Consider the following 17,419-nt stretch of genomic DNA (forward strand, 5'->3'; position numbering starts at 1 on the left):
GAGGCAGCCGCCGACCGGAGACGATGGATGACAGGCGCAGACGAGCCGGAGATCCTGTTCGAGCGGCGCGGGCACGCCGGCCTGATCACCCTGAACCGGCCTAAAGCCTTGAATGCGCTCACTTTCTCCATGACGACGGCGATGTATCGCGTCCTGTCGGAATGGGAGCGCGACGACACGATCACCCGCGTGGTCGTCCGCGGCCGGGGCGGGAGGGCGTTCTGCGCCGGCGGTGACATCCGCCAGATCCACGACCTCGCCCGCCGGGGGCTGGACGACGAGGTGAGGCGGTTCTGGCTCGCGGAGTACCACCTCAACGCCTATGTGCAGCGCTATACGAAACCCTACATCGCCCTGATCGAGGGGATCGTCATGGGCGGCGGGGTGGGTTTGTCCCTGCACGGGAGCCACCGGGTGTCCTCGGAGCGCTACACCCTGGCGATGCCGGAAGTGGGAATTGGGTTTTTTCCCGATGTGGGAATGACCCATTCGCTGCCGCGCCTGGCCGGTCGCGCAGGGGTCTATCTGGCCCTGACCGGCGCACGGATCGGTGCCGGCGATGCCCGCGCTCTGGGGCTCGCCACTCACCATTCGGCGGCGGAGAATTTCGACGCCATCACGGACGAGTTGGCCGGAGGTGGCGCCATCGAACGGGCTTTCGACCGCCACGCGACGGCCTTTCCCGAGGTCGGCTCGATCACGGCGCATGGCGCCACGATCGAGGCCTGTTTCTCCGCCGACAGCGTCGCCGGGATCCTCGCGAGACTCGACGCGGACGGGTCGCCCTTCGCCACCGAGACCGCCGCGCTGATGCGCACGCGCTCTCCCCACTCCCTGTGCATCGCGCACGAGCAGATGAGGCGGGGCATCGGCATGGACTTCGCCGAGGCGATGCAGGCGGAGTATCGCCTCGCCATGCGGGCCATGCATTGGCACGACTTCCACGAAGGGGTCCGCGCCGTGCTGGTGGACAAGGACAACCGCCCGGACTGGCGACCCGCCGCCCTGGCCGACGTGGACCCGGCCGGGATCGCCGAGGCGTTCACCGACCTGCCCGATGGCGACGCGCCGAGATTCGATGGATCGGAAAGGATGCCGTCATGAGGGGACTGACCAAGGTCGGCGCGACGCGGGACGGGCGCGGGCGCGCCAACGACGTGGCCGGCGACCGCATCGAGCGGTCGCCGCGTGTGCCGCAGACGGGGTGGGACGTGGTCCTGGTTTGGTTCATGCGCGTCACGGCCGTGTTGTGGCTGGCCAAGGGCGTCTCGACCTGGGCGACGATCCTCGACATCTTTCCGGGCGCGCGCCCGTTCGAAGCCGAATCGCTCGGCCGCCAGACGGTCATCGTCTATTTCGCCGTGATCGACTTCATGGCGGCGATCGGGATGTGGCTCACCAGCGCCTGGGGCGGTGTGGTCTGGTTGCTGGCCGCCACGAGTGCCGTCACCCTGGCGATCCTCACGCCGCATCTGTTGCCGATGTCGATCCCGGTCCTCGGAAGCCTGGGCGCTATTGTTGTGATCTATTTCGCTTTGTCTTGGGCTGCGGCGCGCGAGGTCAGGTAAACAACACCTTACTGGATTACTTTCATTTTGCATTTACCGACAGAGGTAAATTGCAAATTCATCGTATCGCTTAAACCGTCTTTCACCCGTGACTCGTAGATTGGCTTCATAAGCGGTGCCGAACACAACGGCGCCCGACCCAAGAACCCTGACGAGGCACCCCGATGAAGTCCCAGTCCGCCAAGGTGATCGAGAGCAACACCTCCGCCGAGACCAGCCCGGCGCACGGTTCCTACCTCGAAGCGCTGCACCTCGTGGAGCGTCTTCACCGCCGCCTTCTCGACGTGATCAAGGACGAGTTCGAGCGTCGCGGCCGCGAGGACGTCAACAGCGTCCAGGCGCTGCTGCTCTACAACATCGGCGACAAGGAACTGACGGCCAGCGAGCTGCGCACGAAGGGCTACTATCTCGGCTCCAACGTCTCCTACAACGTCAAGAAGCTCGTGGAGGCCGGCTACCTCCACCACGCCCGGTCGAAGACCGACCGCCGCTCGGTGCGCATCAGCCTCACCGACAAGGGCCGCACGATCCACGACATCATCCAGGGCCTCTACGACAAGCACGCCCGCACCATCCAGCCGATCGGCGGCATCTCCGACGACGATTTCGGACGCCTCAACGTCGCCCTCGGCCGCCTCGAGCGCTTCTGGACCGACCAGATCCGCTACCGGCTCTAAGTACCTGTTCGAGCGGTTCGTCCAAGGTTTCACCTCATCCTGAGATGCCGCGGAGCGGCCTCGAGGGAGGCTTCCAGGGATCGCGCGACGACTGGAGGGCTCCCTCGAGGCCTCCGCTACGCTCCGGCACCTCAGGATGAGGTGGTTGGTTTGGACGATCGACTTTGGCAGTTGTTCGGCGCTGGCGCGAGCATCCGCCGAGAAATCGCATCGAGCGGGCTTGAGAACTGCTCTGAAACGAGCACACACCGCCAACCCGCTCGTCATCGACGTCCCGGAACGTCCCGGATCCGTCTCGGGCCATTCCTCGTATCGACCCAGCCCTATGAGGGCTGCTCCTCGCCGACATGTTCTTCCTCCTCCGTGAGAGGGGGCTTTTCGTCGGCATCGTCTCCGACCAGCTCATCGAGTTCGTCGATGAGGTCGTTCACCTGATCTTCCGTGGCGAGGATGCGGAAGATCTCGCCGTCCACGGTTTCGATGGTCAGGCGATAGCCTCCGTCCGTCTCGTCGGTGAGGACGCGAGCCAGCTTCTTCGTCGGTGTCATGCGGTTTCCCTCTCGTGCGAACGGGTTCGGTTAAGGATCAGATCAGGTCGGAAAAGACGCGATCGGACCAGGCCGTGGAGGCGGCGGGGCGGGACGGGGCTTGCCCCGGTTCGGCGCGCGCGGGCTTTGCGCGCCTTGGGCCGGGCGTCGTCTTCGCCTGCCGCGCGGGCTTGTGAGGGCCGCCCACGGCGTCGTGTTCGAAGAGGAGGCAGGCTCCGTGCTCGTCCGAGATCCAGCCTCGGTCCGCCCAGCCGATGAAGCGGCCGTCATAGGCGTAGACCTTGTCGTCGTGGATGAAGGCCGCGGCTCGGCCGTTCCAGAGGTAGAGGGAGTGCCCGTCGTGGCAGTACGCCGCCTCGCCGCCCTGTCTGTCGAAGAACTCGATCATGGACGGCTCAAGCCCCGATCTGGCTGTTGTGCAGCGTGCGGAGCTCGACATAGCTCATGGTCTCGCTGCTCCAGGTCGGTCCGTCGGTATCGTGCAGGCGCTTTGCGAGCGGCTTGTGCTTGTCGCCCTGATAGAACCCCATGATGACGGTCTGGCCGTCGGTATCCTCGGCCTCGATCCGGTAGGCCGGCTGGGTGCCCGATCCGAGCCGGCTCAGGCGAACGCGCAGGGTCGGATTGCGGGTCTGGTCGGGGACCATGTTGAGATAGACGCCCTTCAGATATTCGAGGCGGTCCGCTTTCCGTCCGGCGAGATCCGCGATCGAGACGTTCTCGGCGAGCATGTCGGGCTTGTTCATGAAGGATCTGCTTTCTGGTGGATGTGATGGGGCGCGGGCCACTCGCATAGACAGGGCGCATCGACCTGCGATGTTCCATGCGGCGACCGGAGCGGTGTCGGGTATGGGCCGGGCCATCGTCGGCGTGTTCGCCCTCTGAGGCCGGCGAGAGGGGGACGACACCACCGCCATCCACCACATCGCTTGCTGCGTGGGGCGGCGGAGGGCCGATCCGGATCGTGTCAGTGCAAGGTCGGCGGCGGTTCGAGGAACGCGCGCATGCCGTCACCGTCCTCGATGGCCTCCATGAAGGCGTCGAGGGCGTCTTCGTCGGAGGCGAAGGTCGTATCCCAGACGGTGGACCAGCCGGTCTGATCGATGACTTCGAGTGTCCACGGATCCTGCGTGCCGGCGAAGCGATAGACGTTCACCGTCACCGTGATGCCGTTCTGGGTCGCCCGTCCGGTCAAGTCCGAGAATTCCATAGTTGGCATCTCTTGGGTCATGGGGTGTTTCTCTCGAATGACGAGTTCACCGCAGGGACCCGAACGTGTCCCTATCTCATGAGCCGAAGTGCCAGTTCTAGCAGAGTTCTTGCCGGAACGGTTCCGAAAACTTTGAAACGGCCGGGCATCGAGCCCGGGCGAGCACGAAAAAGGCGGCATCCCTGTTGGAACGCCGCCCTTTCATACCGCTCTTGTGAGTGATCGACTTAGTTGAAGGTGTCGATCTCAGCCGACTCGTAGCTGGTGACTTCCATGCCGACGCACACTTCCTGAACGATGGGGGCAGACCACGTCATGACGTTTCTCCTGGCTGGTGATGATGGGGCTTGGTGACACGGGCCCGTGAGGGCGCCGATCCCTTAGTTGAAGGGATCGATTTCCGCCGACTCGTAGCTGGTGACTTCCATGCCGACGCAAACTTCTTGAACAACGGGGGCAGACCAACTCATGGCGAAACTCCTTCGTGTCCGACGCCCTCAAGATAGGCGATACATTGGGCGCAATACAAGCGGGCGCGAGACTTATATTTTTCATATGATGGCTCGTCGTGGCCGGATTTTCCCCGATAAGCGGACGATCTTCCTCCCATAGAGAAATATGTTGCAGGATTGTGCTCCGTCGGCGCGCGATCCCGGTCGCGTTGCTGCCCGTTCCGAAGGCGGAAACGGCGGCTCCCACGGCCGTCCCGCGCGTTCCGCCGGCAGGTCCGAAAGACAGGAGGAAATTCATCTTGACGCGCCCCGTGGCGGAGCGCATGGGGGCGCCGCCGACGGCTTCCCCTCGGCGATCCGCATGTGCGGATCGCAGGTGGACGCCTTGGAGCCCGAATTCCCCATCCATGCCCAGCGACAGTCCCGTCGATCCAGCCCGCCCGGCCGCTATCGTTCTGACCGCCTGAGGCCCTGACGGGTTCACGCGCGGCTCACCGCGATCCGGCCGAACACGGCCCGATCGCACTCCTCCCCCGAGGTGAGCCCATGAACCAGATCGCCCCCTTCCCGACCAAGATCGATCCCTCCGTGCTGGCCGCCCGGTTGTCGGACGAACGCGCGCCCGACATCGTCGAGGCGCTGAACGAGGAGGCGCCCGAGGTCGCAGCCGCGATTCTGCTGGGGCTGCCCCACGACCGGGCGGTGGAGGTGCTCGACCAGCCCGAGCTCGACCTCGCCGCCGACATCATCGAGATGCTGCCGCGCGACCGGGTGGCGTCCTACCTGTCGGGCATGTCGGCGGACCGGGTGACGGACGTGTTCCGCGAGATCGAGGAGCCGGGCCGCTCCGATCTGAGGGCGCGGCTCGATGCGGAGACGCGCGGCACGATCGACCGGCTCAGCGCCTATGGCGAGGAGAGCGTGGGCTCGCTGATGACCACGGAATTCGTCACCGTGCCGGGCAACTGGACGGTGCAGCAGACCCTCGACCATGTCCGCACCGTCGAGAAGACCCGCGAGACGATCTACGCGATCTTCGTCCTCGACCCGCGCACCCAGGCGCTGACGAAGGCCGTGCCCCTGCGCCGGCTGATCTCCGGCAATCCCGACGACAACGTCCTCAGCGTCGCAGCCGGTCGGCGGCCGCTCGCCGTCTCACCCACCGCCAGCCGCGAGGAGGCGGCGCGGCTGATCTCGAAATACGATCTGCTGGCCCTGCCGGTGGTGGATGCGGTGGGCCACCTCATCGGCATCGTCACGGTGGACGACATGATCGACGCCATGGTCGAGAAGCAGACGCAGGACGTGCAGCGTTTCGGCGGCATGGAGGCCCTGCCCGAGCCCTATATGGATATCGGCTTCGGCACGATGATCCGGAAGCGCGCCGGCTGGCTCTGCGCCCTGTTCCTCGGCGAGATGATGACCGCCACGGCGATGCAGGGGTTCGAGGGGCAGCTGGAGAAGGCCATCGTCCTCACCCTGTTCATCCCGCTCATCATGAGTTCGGGCGGCAATTCGGGCAGCCAGGCGACCTCGCTCCTCATCCGCGCGCTCGCGCTCCACGAGGTCCGCCTGCGCGACTGGTGGCGCGTGGCCCTGCGCGAGGTGCCCACCGGATTGCTGCTGGGCGCCATCCTGGGGACGATCGGCATCGTCCGCATCGTCGTCTGGCAGAAGGCGGGGCTCTACGATTACGGCGAGCACTGGATGCTGGTGGCGGCGACGGTGGGGGCCGCCCTGGTCGGCATCGTCACCTTCGGCTCGCTGACGGGATCGATGCTGCCCTTCGTGCTCCAGCGCCTCGGCTTCGATCCGGCGACGGCCTCGGCGCCCTTCGTGGCGACCCTCGTCGATGTGACCGGCCTCGTCATCTACTTCTCGGTGGCGATGCTGATCCTGCGCGGCACGCTGCTCTGACCCTTATCGATCCTCCCGGGCGGAGCACGCCCGGGAGGAGACGACGCGTCAGGCCGGCACGCGGCCGTCGGGGGTGTAGCGGTCGATGGCCTGCGGCAATTCCCGCGACAGGCGGGACAGCAATTCCTCGCGGGTCAGTCCCGTCTGCTGCGCGAGGGTCGCCAGGATGTCCGGGCCGATCGCCTTTTCGAGGTTCTGCGGCGCGATCTCCTGGTTCGGACCCTGGTTGACCCAGGAGGACGCCGTCTCGCCGTGGCCGTTCTGGGTGAAACGCTCCACGAGCTCGCTCAAGCCCCCGCCGAGGAGGCCGCCGGCCCCGGCACCCCCGAGGGCGCCTCCCAGCTGGCCGAGGATGCCACCGAGACCGCCCTGGTTGTCGGTCGCGGCTCCCGGCGTTCCCGGAGCCGTCGTCTTGTTCGTAGCACCGCCCAGGAATTCGGCGATCTTGTCCCTGTTCTGGTAGCCCGCCACGGCGAGCAGACCCAGCAAGGCGGTCATGGACGGATATCCGCGGCTCATGCGCTGTCTCCCTTGAGGTGCGCCGCCGGCTCATCGGCGAGGCGACGCTCACTCAACGTGCCTATGGCGCGGCGGGATGCATCGGGCCGCCGGAATGCCCACGAGCGAGGCACCATGGCGCGCCGCACACAAAACTTGTCCGCCCGGCGGTTGTCGACCGTGGCCCGCGCATTACGTCGCAAGCGAAGCCGTATGGCGAGGGAACCAGACCCTCGCGGACGGCCTTCTCCCCCGTGGCCGGTGCGACCCGGCCGCGAGGTTTTCCAATGAGCGAGATGGCGGTCTGATGCGGCGCACACACGACATGAACTTCGGTGCCGCGATCGCGGCGGACGGCGTGCGCTTCGCCCTCTGGGCACCCACGGCCAAGGACGTGGCCCTCGTGGTCGACGGGGCCGAGCATCCCATCCCAGAGGCCGGCGAAGGCTGGCGCCGCACCACCGTGCCGGATGTCCGCCCCGGCGCCCGCTACGGTTTCCGCATCGACGGCGACCTTGTCGTGCCGGATCCCGCCTCGCGCTTCCAGCCGGACGACGTGTCGGGCCTCAGCGAGGTGATCGATCCGAAGGCGTTCGACTGGAGCGACGGCGAATGGACGGGTCGCCCCTGGGAAGAGGCCGTCCTCTACGAGCTGCATGTGGGCACCGCCACGCCGGAGGGGACCTACGCCGCCCTCGAGGCCAAGCTCGAAGACCTGACCCATCTCGGGGTCACGGCCATCGAGCTTCTGCCGCTGGCCGACTTCAAGGGCACCCGCAACTGGGGCTATGACGGCGTGCTGCCCTACGCGCCGGATTCCGCCTACGGACGCCCGGACGAGCTCAAGCACCTGATCGACACAGCGCATTCGCTCGGGCTGATGGTCTTCCTCGACGCGGTCTACAACCATTTCGGCCCGGCCGGGAATTACCTCCACGCCTATGCCAAGACCTTCTTCACCGAGCGTCACCAGACGCCCTGGGGCGCCGGCATCAACTTCGACGGCGAGACCAGCGGCAAGGTCGTGCGCGACTATTTCATCGAGAACGCGCTCTACTGGCTGGAAGAATATCATTTCGACGGCATCCGCTTCGACGCGGTCCACGCCATCCTGGACGATTCGCCCAAGCACTTCATCGGCGAGCTCGCGGAGACGATCCGCACGCGCCTGCCCGGACGGCACATCCATCTCGTTCTCGAGAACGAGGCCAATCAGGCCCGCTGGCTCGAACGCGACAATCAGGCCCAGCCGCTCCAGCACACGGCGCAATGGGCCGACGATCTCCACCATTGCTGGCACGTGCTGCTGACCGGCGAGGATGCCGGCTATTACGTCAGCTTCGCCGACAAGCCGGTGGATCATCTCGCCCGCTGCCTCGCGGAAGGGTTCGCCTATCAGGGCGAGCCGTTCCCGAGCCTCGACAACCACCCGCGCGGCGAGCCCTCCGCCCATCTGCCGCCCTCCGCCTTCGTTACCTTCCTCCAGAACCACGATCAGGTGGGAAACCGTGCCCTCGGTGAGCGCCTGAGCGCGCTCAGCGACCCGGACAAGCTCAGCCTGGCCCGCGCCGGCCTGCTCCTTGCTCCGCAGATCCCGATGCTGTGGATGGGCGAGGAATGGTCGGCCACGGCGCCGTTCCTGTTCTTCGTCGATTTCGCGCCGGACGAGGAGCTGAACAAAGCGGTGCGCGAGGGGCGCCGGCGTGAATTCAAGAGCTTCGCGGCTTTCGCCGACGACACCTCGGTCATCCCCGATCCGACCGCCGAGCAGACCTTCGTCGATTCGAAGCTCGACTGGGCGGAGCCGGAGCGGCAGCCACATCGCGGTGTCTGGGCCGACACCCGCAACCTGCTCCAGATCCGGCACCAATCCGTCGTGCCCCTGACGAAGACCCTCTATCTCGGGGCCGACGTGACCCGGCCGTCCCCGGATTCCCTCGACGTGACATGGCGCTATGCGGGCGGCACCCTGCGCTTCGTCGCCAATTTCGGCGAGGATCCCCTCGCCGTCGACGCCAAAGGAGGTCAGGTGATCTGGTCGAACGGTCATACGGGCAGCGAGATCGAGCTTCCCACCTGGACTGGTATCGTGCTGACGGGAGCCGCCCGATGAGCCGCGACCTCGAACGCCTGGCCGACCTCCTCGGCATCGCATCGGGCTATACCGACGCCTTCGGCCAGCCCGTGGCGACCGATATCGAGACCCGGCGCGGCATGGTCGCGGCCCTTGGTTTCCCGGCGGGCACCGACGACGAGATCGCGACGAGCCTCGCGGAGGTGGAATCCGTGCGGCTCGGGCTCGTCCCGTCGCTGATTCCGGTGGAGGCGCGGCGTGCCTCGACCATCCCTGTTCAGGCCGTGGATGCGCATGGCGCCGTGTCGTGGCGCCTCGTCGACGAGCGCGGCCTCGCGCGGGAGGGGAGGGCGTCGATCACGGGGGCGGGCGAACCCCGTATCGAGTTGCCGCCCCTGACGCCGGGCTACCACCGGCTCACCGTGGCGCTCGGCGAGCGGAAATCGGAAGCCTGGGTCATCTCCGCGCCGCAGCGCTGCTGGCGTCCCGCCGCCTATGCCGACGAGGGTGCACGGGACTGGGGCCTCGCCGCGCAGCTCTACGGCCTGCGCTCGCCGCACAATCTCGGTATCGGCAGCTACGCCGATGCGGGCCGCGCCGCGCGGGATGCCGGCATTCGCGGCGCCTCGTTCCTGGGCCTGAGCCCGGTCCATGCGCTGTTCGAATCGGACCGCAGCAAGATCTCGCCCTACTCGCCGTCCTCGCGTCTCTTCCTCGAGACCCTGTTCATCGAGCCCGGCGCGTTGCCCGGTTTTACCGGCTCGCGCGCCGCCGCCCTGCTGGCCGACAAGGCCACCGACATCGCCGGCCTTCAGGCCGCAACCCTGGTCGACCATCCCGGCATCTGGGGCGTTCTGTCTCTCGTGCTGGAAGCGTTCTGGCAGGAATCCTCGGCGCGCGCGGGTGACGACGCCGCCTTCTCGGCCTTCCGGGACGCGGGCGGCGCGGATCTCGAAGCCCATGGGACGTTCGAGGCCCTGTCGGCCCATTACAAGGCGCTCGGCGCCTATTGGTCCGGCGACTGGCCGGAGGAGATGCGCCGCGCCGGGACGCCGGCCGTGGAGGCGTTCGCGCTCGCCCATGCGGAGGCCGTCACCTACCATATCTGGCTGCAATACCTCGCCGATCGCCAATTGGCCGATGCGTCGAAGGCGGCCCTCGAGAGCGGCATGCGCCTCGGCCTCTACCGCGATCTCGCGGTCGGTGCCGATCGCGGCGGATCGGAAGTCTGGTCGCATCCCGAACGCTTCGCCAACGGCGTCTCCATCGGTGCGCCGCCCGATCTGCTGGCGCCCAAGGGCCAGGATTGGGGCCTGCCGGCCTTCCACCCCCTCGAAATGGAGCGCGACGGGCTCGCGGCGTTCCGCGCCCTGGTCCAGGCGAACATGCGCCATGCCGGCGCCATCCGCATCGACCACGCGTTCCAGCTCGCCCGGCTCTTCCTCATCCCTGTCACCGGATCGGCGAAGGACGGCGCCTATGTCGCCATGCCGTTCGAGCCCATGCTCGCGGTGCTTCGGCTGGAGAGCCACCGGGCGAAATGCCTCGTCATCGCCGAGGATCTCGGCACCGCGCCGGAGGGCTTCTCCGACGCGCTGATGCAGGCCGGCATCCTGAGCTACCGCATCCTCGCCTTCGAGCGCGAGCATGGCGGCCGCTTCAAGAGCCCCGGCGCCTATCCGCGCGACGCGCTGACGGCGATTACCACGCACGACCTTCCGACCTTCGTCGGCTGGTGGCGCGGGGTCGATACCGACACCCGCCAGGCGCTCGGCCTCTACGACGCCGAGCGGGCGGAAGCGGAGCGCCGGGAGCGCGTCACCGAACGCTCCCGCCTTACCGAGGCGCTGGCCTCCGAGCAGCTGCTGCCGAGCTACGACGTGCCCGAGGTGGCGCCGTTCGAGGCGGCGGCGCGCTACTTGGCGCGCGCACCGTCCATGCTCACGGCGGTGCAGTACGAGGACGTCGTCTCGGAACTGAGCCAGGCCAACGTGCCGGGCTCGACGGAAGGCTATCCCAACTGGCGGCGTAAGCTCGACCGCAGCCTGGAGGCCATCGCCGCGCCGGGCGGTCCGCTGGCGAAGCTCGCCGCCGCGCTCTCGGCCGAGGAGCGCGGCCCCCGTTCGGGTGCGGCGCGTCTCTCCTCGCCGCCGCCGCGCGCCACCTATCGGCTGCAGTTCCACAAGGACTTCACCTTCGCGGATGCCGAGCGGATCGTGCCGTATCTGGCCAAACTCGGCATCAGCCACGTCTATGCCTCGCCGATCCAGAAGGCGCGGCCGGGCTCGACCCATGGATACGACATCGTCGACCATTCGACGATCAACCCGGAACTCGGCGGCGAGGAGGGCTTCGTCCGCTTCTCCGACGTGATGCACCGGCACGGCCTGAAGCTGCTCCTCGACATCGTGCCGAACCACATGGGCGTCGGCGGAGCCGACAATCCGTGGTGGCTCTCCGTGCTCGAATGGGGTGATCTCTCGCCGCTGGCGCACGCCTTCGACATCGACTGGCAGCGGCAGGGTGCCCGCAACAATCTCGTCATCCCGTTCCTGGGCGACCGCTACGGCGAGGCCCTCGAACACGGCACCCTCGACCTGAAATACGACGCGGCGGCCGGCGCCTTCAGCGTCTGGCATTACGAGCATCAGTTCCCGATCTGCCCGCTGCAATATCCCTCGATCCTCAACCGGGCGCTTGCGGCGCATGGCGAGATCGGCGACGACGCGGCGGCCGAAGTTCTGGCCGTCTCCGAGCGCCTGCGTCTCATGAGCGAGGAGACGAGTGCGGAGCGCCGCCGGGGCTTCCCGGAAGAGGCCGACGGCCTCAAGCGCCGGCTCGCCGACGCGGTGGAGGCCTCGCCCGCCATCGCCAAGGCCATCGACCGGACTCTGACCCTGCTCAACGGTTTCGAGGGACGGCCCGACAGTTTCGGGCCGCTCCACCGGCTCCTCGAGCAGCAATCCTACCGCCTCGCCCATTGGCGCGTGGCGGCCAGCGACATCAACTACCGCCGCTTCTTCGACGTGAACGGCCTCGCGGGCCTGCGCGTGGAGAAATCAGATATCTTCCACCGCTCGCACGAGACGGTGTTCCGCCTCATCTCCGAGGGGCGGATCGACGGGCTGCGGATCGACCATATCGACGGTCTGGCCGACCCGCAGGGTTATGCGCGCGCCCTGCAGAGCGCCGTCGGGCCCGGCTTCTACGTCGTGGTCGAGAAGATCCTCGAACCCGGCGAGAAGCTGCGGCCCTGGCCCGTCGCCGGAACCACCGGCTACGACGTGCTGAACCAGCTCGACGGCATCCTTGTGGACCAGGAGAAGCACACCCGGATCACCCGGTTCTATCGCTGGGCCACCGGCATGGACGAGCCCTACAAGGCGCAACTCCGGGCGGCCAAGGCGGAGATCCTCGAGATCAGCTTCGCCAGCGAGCTCGAAGTGCTCACCGCCGACCTGAAGCGCATCGCCGATGCCGATCGGCGCACGCGCGACTTCTCGGTGAACGCCATCCGCCGGGCGCTGATCGAGATCATCGCGCGCTTTCCCACCTACCGCTCCTACCTGGCGAGCGACCTCGACGAGAGCGACGTCGAGGACGAGGACGTCCGCCTCATCGAGGGCGCGGTGGCCAAGGCCAAGCGCTGGAGCGCCCTGCCGGACCGGTCGGTCCACGACTTTGCCTCGAAGGCCCTGCTCGGCCGGATCGATGCCGGGGGGCCGGGGCGTCCCGATCCCGCCGTCATCCTGCGCTTCCGCCGCCGGTTCCAGCAGCTGACCGGTCCGGTCATGGCGAAAAGCCTGGAAGACACGCTGTTCTACCGGTTCTCGGAACTCCTCGCCCTCAACGAGGTCGGCGGCGATCCGGGGGAATACGGCATCGACCTGGAGCATTTCCACGCGCTCCAGGCGGCGCGGGCGCGTGACTGGCCGAACGCCATGATCACCACGGCGACCCACGACACCAAGCGCGGCGAGGATGCCCGCTCGCGCTTGCTGGCCCTGTCCGAAATCCCGGAGGTATGGGCCGAAGCCTGGACCATCCTCGGCCAGTCGGCCCGCACCCACCTCACCGCCATGGAGGAGGGGCCGGCGCCCGACGCCAACGACCAGTGGATGTTCCTGCAGGCCATCCTGGGCGCTTGGCCGCTCGAATTGCTGGAGCGGGACGACGAGGCCGCCATCGCGGAGTTCCGCGACCGTCTCGACGCCTATTCCGAAAAGGCCCTGCGCGAGGGCAAGCGCCGGTCGAGCTGGGTCAATGTGGACGAGCGGTACGAGGCGGCGGTCAAGCGGCTCTTCGCCGGGCTGATCGCGCCGGGCGCGAAGTTCATGACGCTGATGCGGCCGATCGCGCGGCGGCTCGCCCATCTCGGCATGATCGCCGGCCTCGGCCGGACGGTGCTGAAGGCGACGCTTCCGGGCTTGCCCGACGTGTACCAGGGCACCGAGTTCTGGGACTTCTCCTTCGTCGATCCCGACAACCGCCGCCCGGTGGATTACGCGGCGCGAGAGAAGGCCCTGAGCGACACGGCCGATCTGCCCGCCTTGCTCGACCATTGGCCGGACGGGCGGGTGAAGCAGGCGACGCTGGCGCGTCTCCTCGCCGACCGGGCGGAGCGACCCAGCTTCTATGCCGATGCCGACCATATCGCCGTGACGGCCGAGGGCGGGCTCGCCGCCCATGTCATCGCATTCACACGCTCGGATGCCACAAGCGGGGAGGGCGACCTTCTCGTCGCGGTGCCGCGCCTCGTCTCCGGCCTCGTCGGCGACGCGACGTGGTCGGGCGAGGCCTTTGCCGGCACCACCCTTCCGGTGGCGGCGGAGAGCCGCTGGATCGACCTCATGACGGGCGGCGACGTCCAGCCGGAGGGAACTTCGGTCGATCTCGGCCGGCTGTTCGCGCGTTTGCCCTACGCGGTCCTGAAGCGGATCGCCTGAGTCCCGGATCCGGGACGGTCGCCGAACCTTTAAGGGTGGTCCTCGCCGAGGACCGCCCATCCCCACCCCACCCGCCGCCGCGCGGGAGGCTCCTGCGGGAGACGGGGATACGTCTTTACGAGAACGGAGTACGCATGAACGCGCCGAGCCCAGCCAAGATCTCCGCCGAGCGGACCGAAGCCGGAACCGTGGCGCTGCCTGCGGGCCTTGCCCCCCGCGCCGAGGGTCCGCGCATCTACAACCTGTTCCCCCTCCTCGTCGGACGGGTCTCGGCCTGGACGGCGGAGCTTCCGCGCATCGCCGGGATGGGGTTCGACTGGATCTACCTCAACCCGTTCCACCAGACCGGCGGCTCGCGCAGCCTCTATGCGGTCTCCGATCCGGACCGGCTCGACGAGCGGTTCCGCGACGATGACGGCACCTCGGACGACGAGCAGATCCGGCGCTTCTGCGCCGCCGCCGCCGCGCACGGCATCGGCGTGATGACCGACCTCGTCATCAACCACACGGCCAAGGACGGCCCCCTCGCGCGGGAGCGGCCGGACCTGTTCCTGCGCGACGAGGCCGGCAACATCGAGAGCCCGGCGGCCGTCGATCCGGACGATCCGTCGATCCGCACGGTCTGGGGCGACCTCGCCGAGTTGAACTACCATTCGGCCGGTGCGCGCGAGGAGCTGACCCGGCTCTGGGCCGGCTACATCAACCGGATGCAGGATCTCGGCGTCGGCGGGTTCCGCTGCGACGCCGCCTACAAGGTGCCGCCGGATGTCTGGCGCAGCCTCATCGGCGCCGCCAAGGCGCTGGAGCCCGATTGCCTGTTCGCCGCCGAGACCCTGGGCTGCACCTTCGAGGAGGCCCAGGCCACGGCCGGCGCCGGCTTCGACTACCTGTTCAATTCCTTCGCCTGGTGGGACCTGAAGGCGCCGTGGGCGCTCGAGCAATACGACCGCCTGCGCGTGATCGCCCCCTCCATCGCCTTCCCCGAGAACCACGACATGCCCCGCCTCGCCGCCGGCCTCGGCGGTAACGCGGAGGCGGTGGCGCGGCACCTGAAGGCGCGCTACGCCCTGGCCGCGTTCTTCTCGGCCGGCGTGCTCCTGCCCATCGGCTACGAATGGGGCTACCGCCGCGCCCTGCACGTGGTCGAGACCACACCGGATTCCCGCGAGACCGACACCGGCATCGACATTTCCGGCTATGTCACGGCGATCAACACCCTGAAGGCCAGCCTCGCTTCCGCCAATGTGGAGGGCGCGCAGTCGCGGATCTCGGCGCCGGATGCGGATTACGTGGCGCTCCTCAAATTCGATACCGGGCACGGCGCCTCCGCGCGCCACGCCACCCTCGTCCTGTTCAATCCCGGCCCCGTTGCGGTGGCGGTGGATGCCGGGCCGCTGGTGGCGCGGACGGGCGGCATGCTCGACCGCTTCAAGGACGTCACCCCCGAGGCGGAGCCGATCGACTTCCTCCCCGGCACGAGCCTCGACCTCGCGCCCGGCGAGATCCGCATCCTCGCCGCCGAACGGCGGGTGGTGGCGAAGCCCCCGGCTCCCTCCACGCCGTCGGGCGAAGGCCGCGTCGTCATCGAGGCGGTCTCGCCCGAGATCGACGGGGGCCGTTCCCCGGTCAAGCGCGTGGTCGGCGAGCAGGTGGCGGTCTCCGCCGACATCTTCAGCGACGGCCACGAGATCATCGACGCCGCGATCCTGTCGCGCGTCGTCGGCGAGGAGGAATGGCGCCGAGACCGCATGGTGTTCGTGGACAACGACCGCTGGAGCGGCTCCTTCCCCCTCGAACACAATGCCCGCTACGAATTCACCATCGAGGCCTGGCGCGATGCCTTCTCGTCCTGGATCCGCGACACGCTGAAGAAGCGCGATGCGGGTGTGGACGTGCGCCTGGAGACCATCGAGGGCGTCACCTTCGTGCAGGGGGCGGCCGACCTCGCCACCGGACCGGACCAGGCCCGGCTCCAGGCCATCGTGTCGGCTCTCGCGGCGGAAAAGACCGGATCGGCGGCGCAGCTCGATCTCATCCTCGCGCCCGAGACCGCGTCTCTGATCCGCAAGCACGCCGAGCGGGTCAACCGCTCGCGCTATCCGGTGAACGTTCCGGTGATCGCCGACCGTCTCGCGGCCCGGTTCTCGGCCTGGTACGAGATCTTTCCGCGCTCGCAATCCATGGACGTCAACCGCCACGGCACGTTCGACGACGTGATCCGGCGCCTGCCCGAGATCCGCGAACTCGGCTTCGACGTGCTCTATTTCACGCCGATCCACCCGATCGGGAAGACCAACCGCAAGGGCAAGAACAACACCCTCACAGCGCTCGAAGGCGATGTCGGCTCGGTCTACGCCGTCGGTTCGGAGGCGGGCGGGCACGAGGCGGTGCACCCTGAACTCGGCACCCTCGACGATTTCCGCCGTCTGGTCGCGGCCAGCCACGCCTACGGCATGGAGATCGCCCTCGATTTCGCGATCCAGTGCTCGCCCGACCATCCCTGGATCAAGAACCACCCGGAATGGTTCGAGTGGCGTCCCGACGGCACGCTGAAATTCGCCGAGAACCCGCCCAAGAAGTACGAGGACATCTCCAACGTCCACTTCTACGGTGGCGCGCTGCCCTCGCTCTGGATCGAGCTGCGCGACATCGTCATGGGCTGGGCCGAACTCGGCGCCCGCATCTTCCGCGTCGACAACCCCCACACCAAGCCGATCCCGTTCTGGGAATGGATGATCGGGCAGGTGAACGCGCGCTATCCCGACGTGATCTTCCTCGCCGAGGCCTTCACCCGGCCGAAGATGATGAAGAAGCTCGCCAAGGCCGGCTACCAGCAGAGCTACACCTACTTCACCTGGCGCAACACGAAGCAGGAGCTCATCGACTATTCCACCGAGCTCGCCGGCGAGATGGGGGAATATTACCGGCCGAACTTCTTTGCCAACACGCCGGACATCAACCCGGTCTATCTCCAGACCAGCGGCCGCGCCGGCTTCATCGTGCGGGCGACGCTCGCGGCGACCCTGTCCTCGGTCTACGGCATCTATAACGGCTTCGAGATGTGCGAGGCAGCGCCGTATCCGGGCAAGGAAGAGTATCTCAATTCAGAGAAATACGAGCTGAAGGCCTGGGACTACCATGCGCCGGGCAACATCCGTGCGCACATCATCAAGCTCAACCGGATCAGGCAGGAGAACCCGGCGCTCTGGGACTTCCGCAACGTCACCTTCACGGGGGCCTATAACGACCAGATCGTCGCCTATGCCAAGACGACGCCCGAAGGCGACAACTGCATCTTCGTGATGGTCAATCTCGATCCGAAGAACCGTCAGGAATGCACCTACGAGGTGCCGCTCTGGCTCCTCGGAGAGCCCGATGACGGCGCCGTCGAGGTGGAGGACCTGCTCCTCGGCTACAAGTTCGAGCTGCGCGGCAAGTCCCACCGCATCGCCCTCGATCCGGCGGAGCGATCCGCGGTGATCTGGCGTCTGCGCGCGCCCCGCCGGGTTGCGGAGTAGCGGCCCGCGTG

14 protein-coding genes are annotated in these 17,419 nt (G+C 67.6%); 7 read left to right on the forward strand and 7 right to left on the reverse strand.

Going from position 1 to position 17,419, the window contains the following annotated elements; genetic code table 11:
- Positions 1-27 precede the first annotated feature (27 nt).
- From A3OM_RS0102550 to A3OM_RS0102560, 3 genes are all read left to right on the forward strand, one after another.
- A complete protein-coding gene (locus A3OM_RS0102550) occupies positions 28-1,104 on the forward strand; it encodes an enoyl-CoA hydratase/isomerase family protein (protein WP_018042163.1) in 1,077 nt (358 codons plus the stop codon).
- On the forward strand, positions 1,101-1,568 hold the full coding sequence (locus tag A3OM_RS0102555; RefSeq protein WP_018042164.1) for a DUF6163 family protein: 468 nt from the start codon (positions 1,101-1,103) through the stop codon (positions 1,566-1,568). The genes A3OM_RS0102550 and A3OM_RS0102555 overlap by 4 nt, the downstream gene beginning before the upstream one ends.
- A 164-nt stretch (positions 1,569-1,732) precedes the next feature.
- Positions 1,733-2,245, forward strand: coding sequence for a winged helix DNA-binding protein (locus tag A3OM_RS0102560; protein WP_018042165.1), 513 nt, complete (start codon positions 1,733-1,735; stop codon positions 2,243-2,245).
- A 323-nt stretch (positions 2,246-2,568) separates the two neighbouring features.
- Here the strand turns inward: A3OM_RS0102560 and A3OM_RS0102565 are convergent, their stop codons facing one another.
- The 6 genes from A3OM_RS0102565 to pqqA (A3OM_RS24975) all read right to left on the reverse strand — a co-directional run bounded on the left by A3OM_RS0102565 (position 2,569) and on the right by pqqA (A3OM_RS24975) (position 4,473).
- Positions 2,569-2,793, reverse strand: coding sequence for a hypothetical protein (locus A3OM_RS0102565; protein WP_018042166.1), 225 nt, complete (start codon positions 2,791-2,793; stop codon positions 2,569-2,571).
- Positions 2,794-2,830: 37 nt separating this feature from the next.
- Positions 2,831-3,181, reverse strand: a complete 351-nt coding sequence (locus A3OM_RS0102570; protein WP_018042167.1) for a 4-fold beta flower protein — start codon at positions 3,179-3,181, stop codon at positions 2,831-2,833.
- Positions 3,182-3,188: 7 nt separating this feature from the next.
- Positions 3,189-3,539: a hypothetical protein gene (locus A3OM_RS0102575; protein WP_157196424.1), complete on the reverse strand. Its 351-nt coding sequence runs from the start codon at positions 3,537-3,539 to the stop codon at positions 3,189-3,191.
- 221 nt (positions 3,540-3,760) lie between these two features.
- Positions 3,761-4,024 (reverse strand): hypothetical protein, encoded by a 264-nt coding sequence (locus A3OM_RS0102580; protein ID WP_026175651.1) that lies wholly within the window; start codon positions 4,022-4,024, stop codon positions 3,761-3,763.
- 206 nt (positions 4,025-4,230) lie between these two features.
- Positions 4,231-4,320: a pyrroloquinoline quinone precursor peptide PqqA gene (gene pqqA, locus A3OM_RS23395; protein WP_018042171.1), complete on the reverse strand. Its 90-nt coding sequence runs from the start codon at positions 4,318-4,320 to the stop codon at positions 4,231-4,233.
- A gap of 63 nt (positions 4,321-4,383) precedes the next feature.
- The gene (gene pqqA, locus A3OM_RS24975; protein WP_081612606.1) at positions 4,384-4,473 is read right to left on the reverse strand and encodes a pyrroloquinoline quinone precursor peptide PqqA; all 90 of its coding nucleotides are present in this window, start codon (positions 4,471-4,473) and stop codon (positions 4,384-4,386) included.
- Between the two features lie 528 nt (positions 4,474-5,001).
- Between pqqA (A3OM_RS24975) and mgtE the strand changes: the two genes are divergently transcribed.
- Positions 5,002-6,372 (forward strand): magnesium transporter, encoded by a 1,371-nt coding sequence (gene mgtE, locus A3OM_RS0102595; protein WP_018042172.1) that lies wholly within the window; start codon positions 5,002-5,004, stop codon positions 6,370-6,372.
- A 48-nt stretch (positions 6,373-6,420) separates the two neighbouring features.
- Here mgtE and A3OM_RS0102600 read toward each other — a convergent pair whose 3' ends face one another.
- A complete protein-coding gene (locus tag A3OM_RS0102600) occupies positions 6,421-6,891 on the reverse strand; it encodes a YidB family protein (protein WP_026175652.1) in 471 nt (156 codons plus the stop codon).
- Positions 6,892-7,177: 286 nt separating this feature from the next.
- Here A3OM_RS0102600 and treZ point away from each other — a divergent pair, with 286 nt between their 5' ends.
- The 3 genes from treZ (at position 7,178) to A3OM_RS0102615 (ending at position 17,408) form a co-directional block, all read left to right on the forward strand.
- A complete protein-coding gene (gene treZ / locus A3OM_RS0102605; RefSeq protein WP_018042174.1) occupies positions 7,178-8,983 on the forward strand; it encodes a malto-oligosyltrehalose trehalohydrolase in 1,806 nt (601 codons plus the stop codon).
- Positions 8,980-13,890, forward strand: a complete 4,911-nt coding sequence (locus tag A3OM_RS0102610) for a malto-oligosyltrehalose synthase (protein ID WP_018042175.1) — start codon at positions 8,980-8,982, stop codon at positions 13,888-13,890. The genes treZ and A3OM_RS0102610 overlap by 4 nt, the downstream gene beginning before the upstream one ends.
- 134 nt (positions 13,891-14,024) lie before the next feature.
- The gene (locus A3OM_RS0102615) at positions 14,025-17,408 is read left to right on the forward strand and encodes a maltotransferase domain-containing protein (protein WP_018042176.1); all 3,384 of its coding nucleotides are present in this window, start codon (positions 14,025-14,027) and stop codon (positions 17,406-17,408) included.
- Positions 17,409-17,419 lie beyond the last annotated feature (11 nt).

It is taken from the genome of Methylobacterium sp. 88A, from assembly GCF_000376345.1.
GTDB classification, from domain to species: Bacteria; Pseudomonadota; Alphaproteobacteria; order Rhizobiales; family Beijerinckiaceae; genus Methylobacterium; species Methylobacterium bullatum.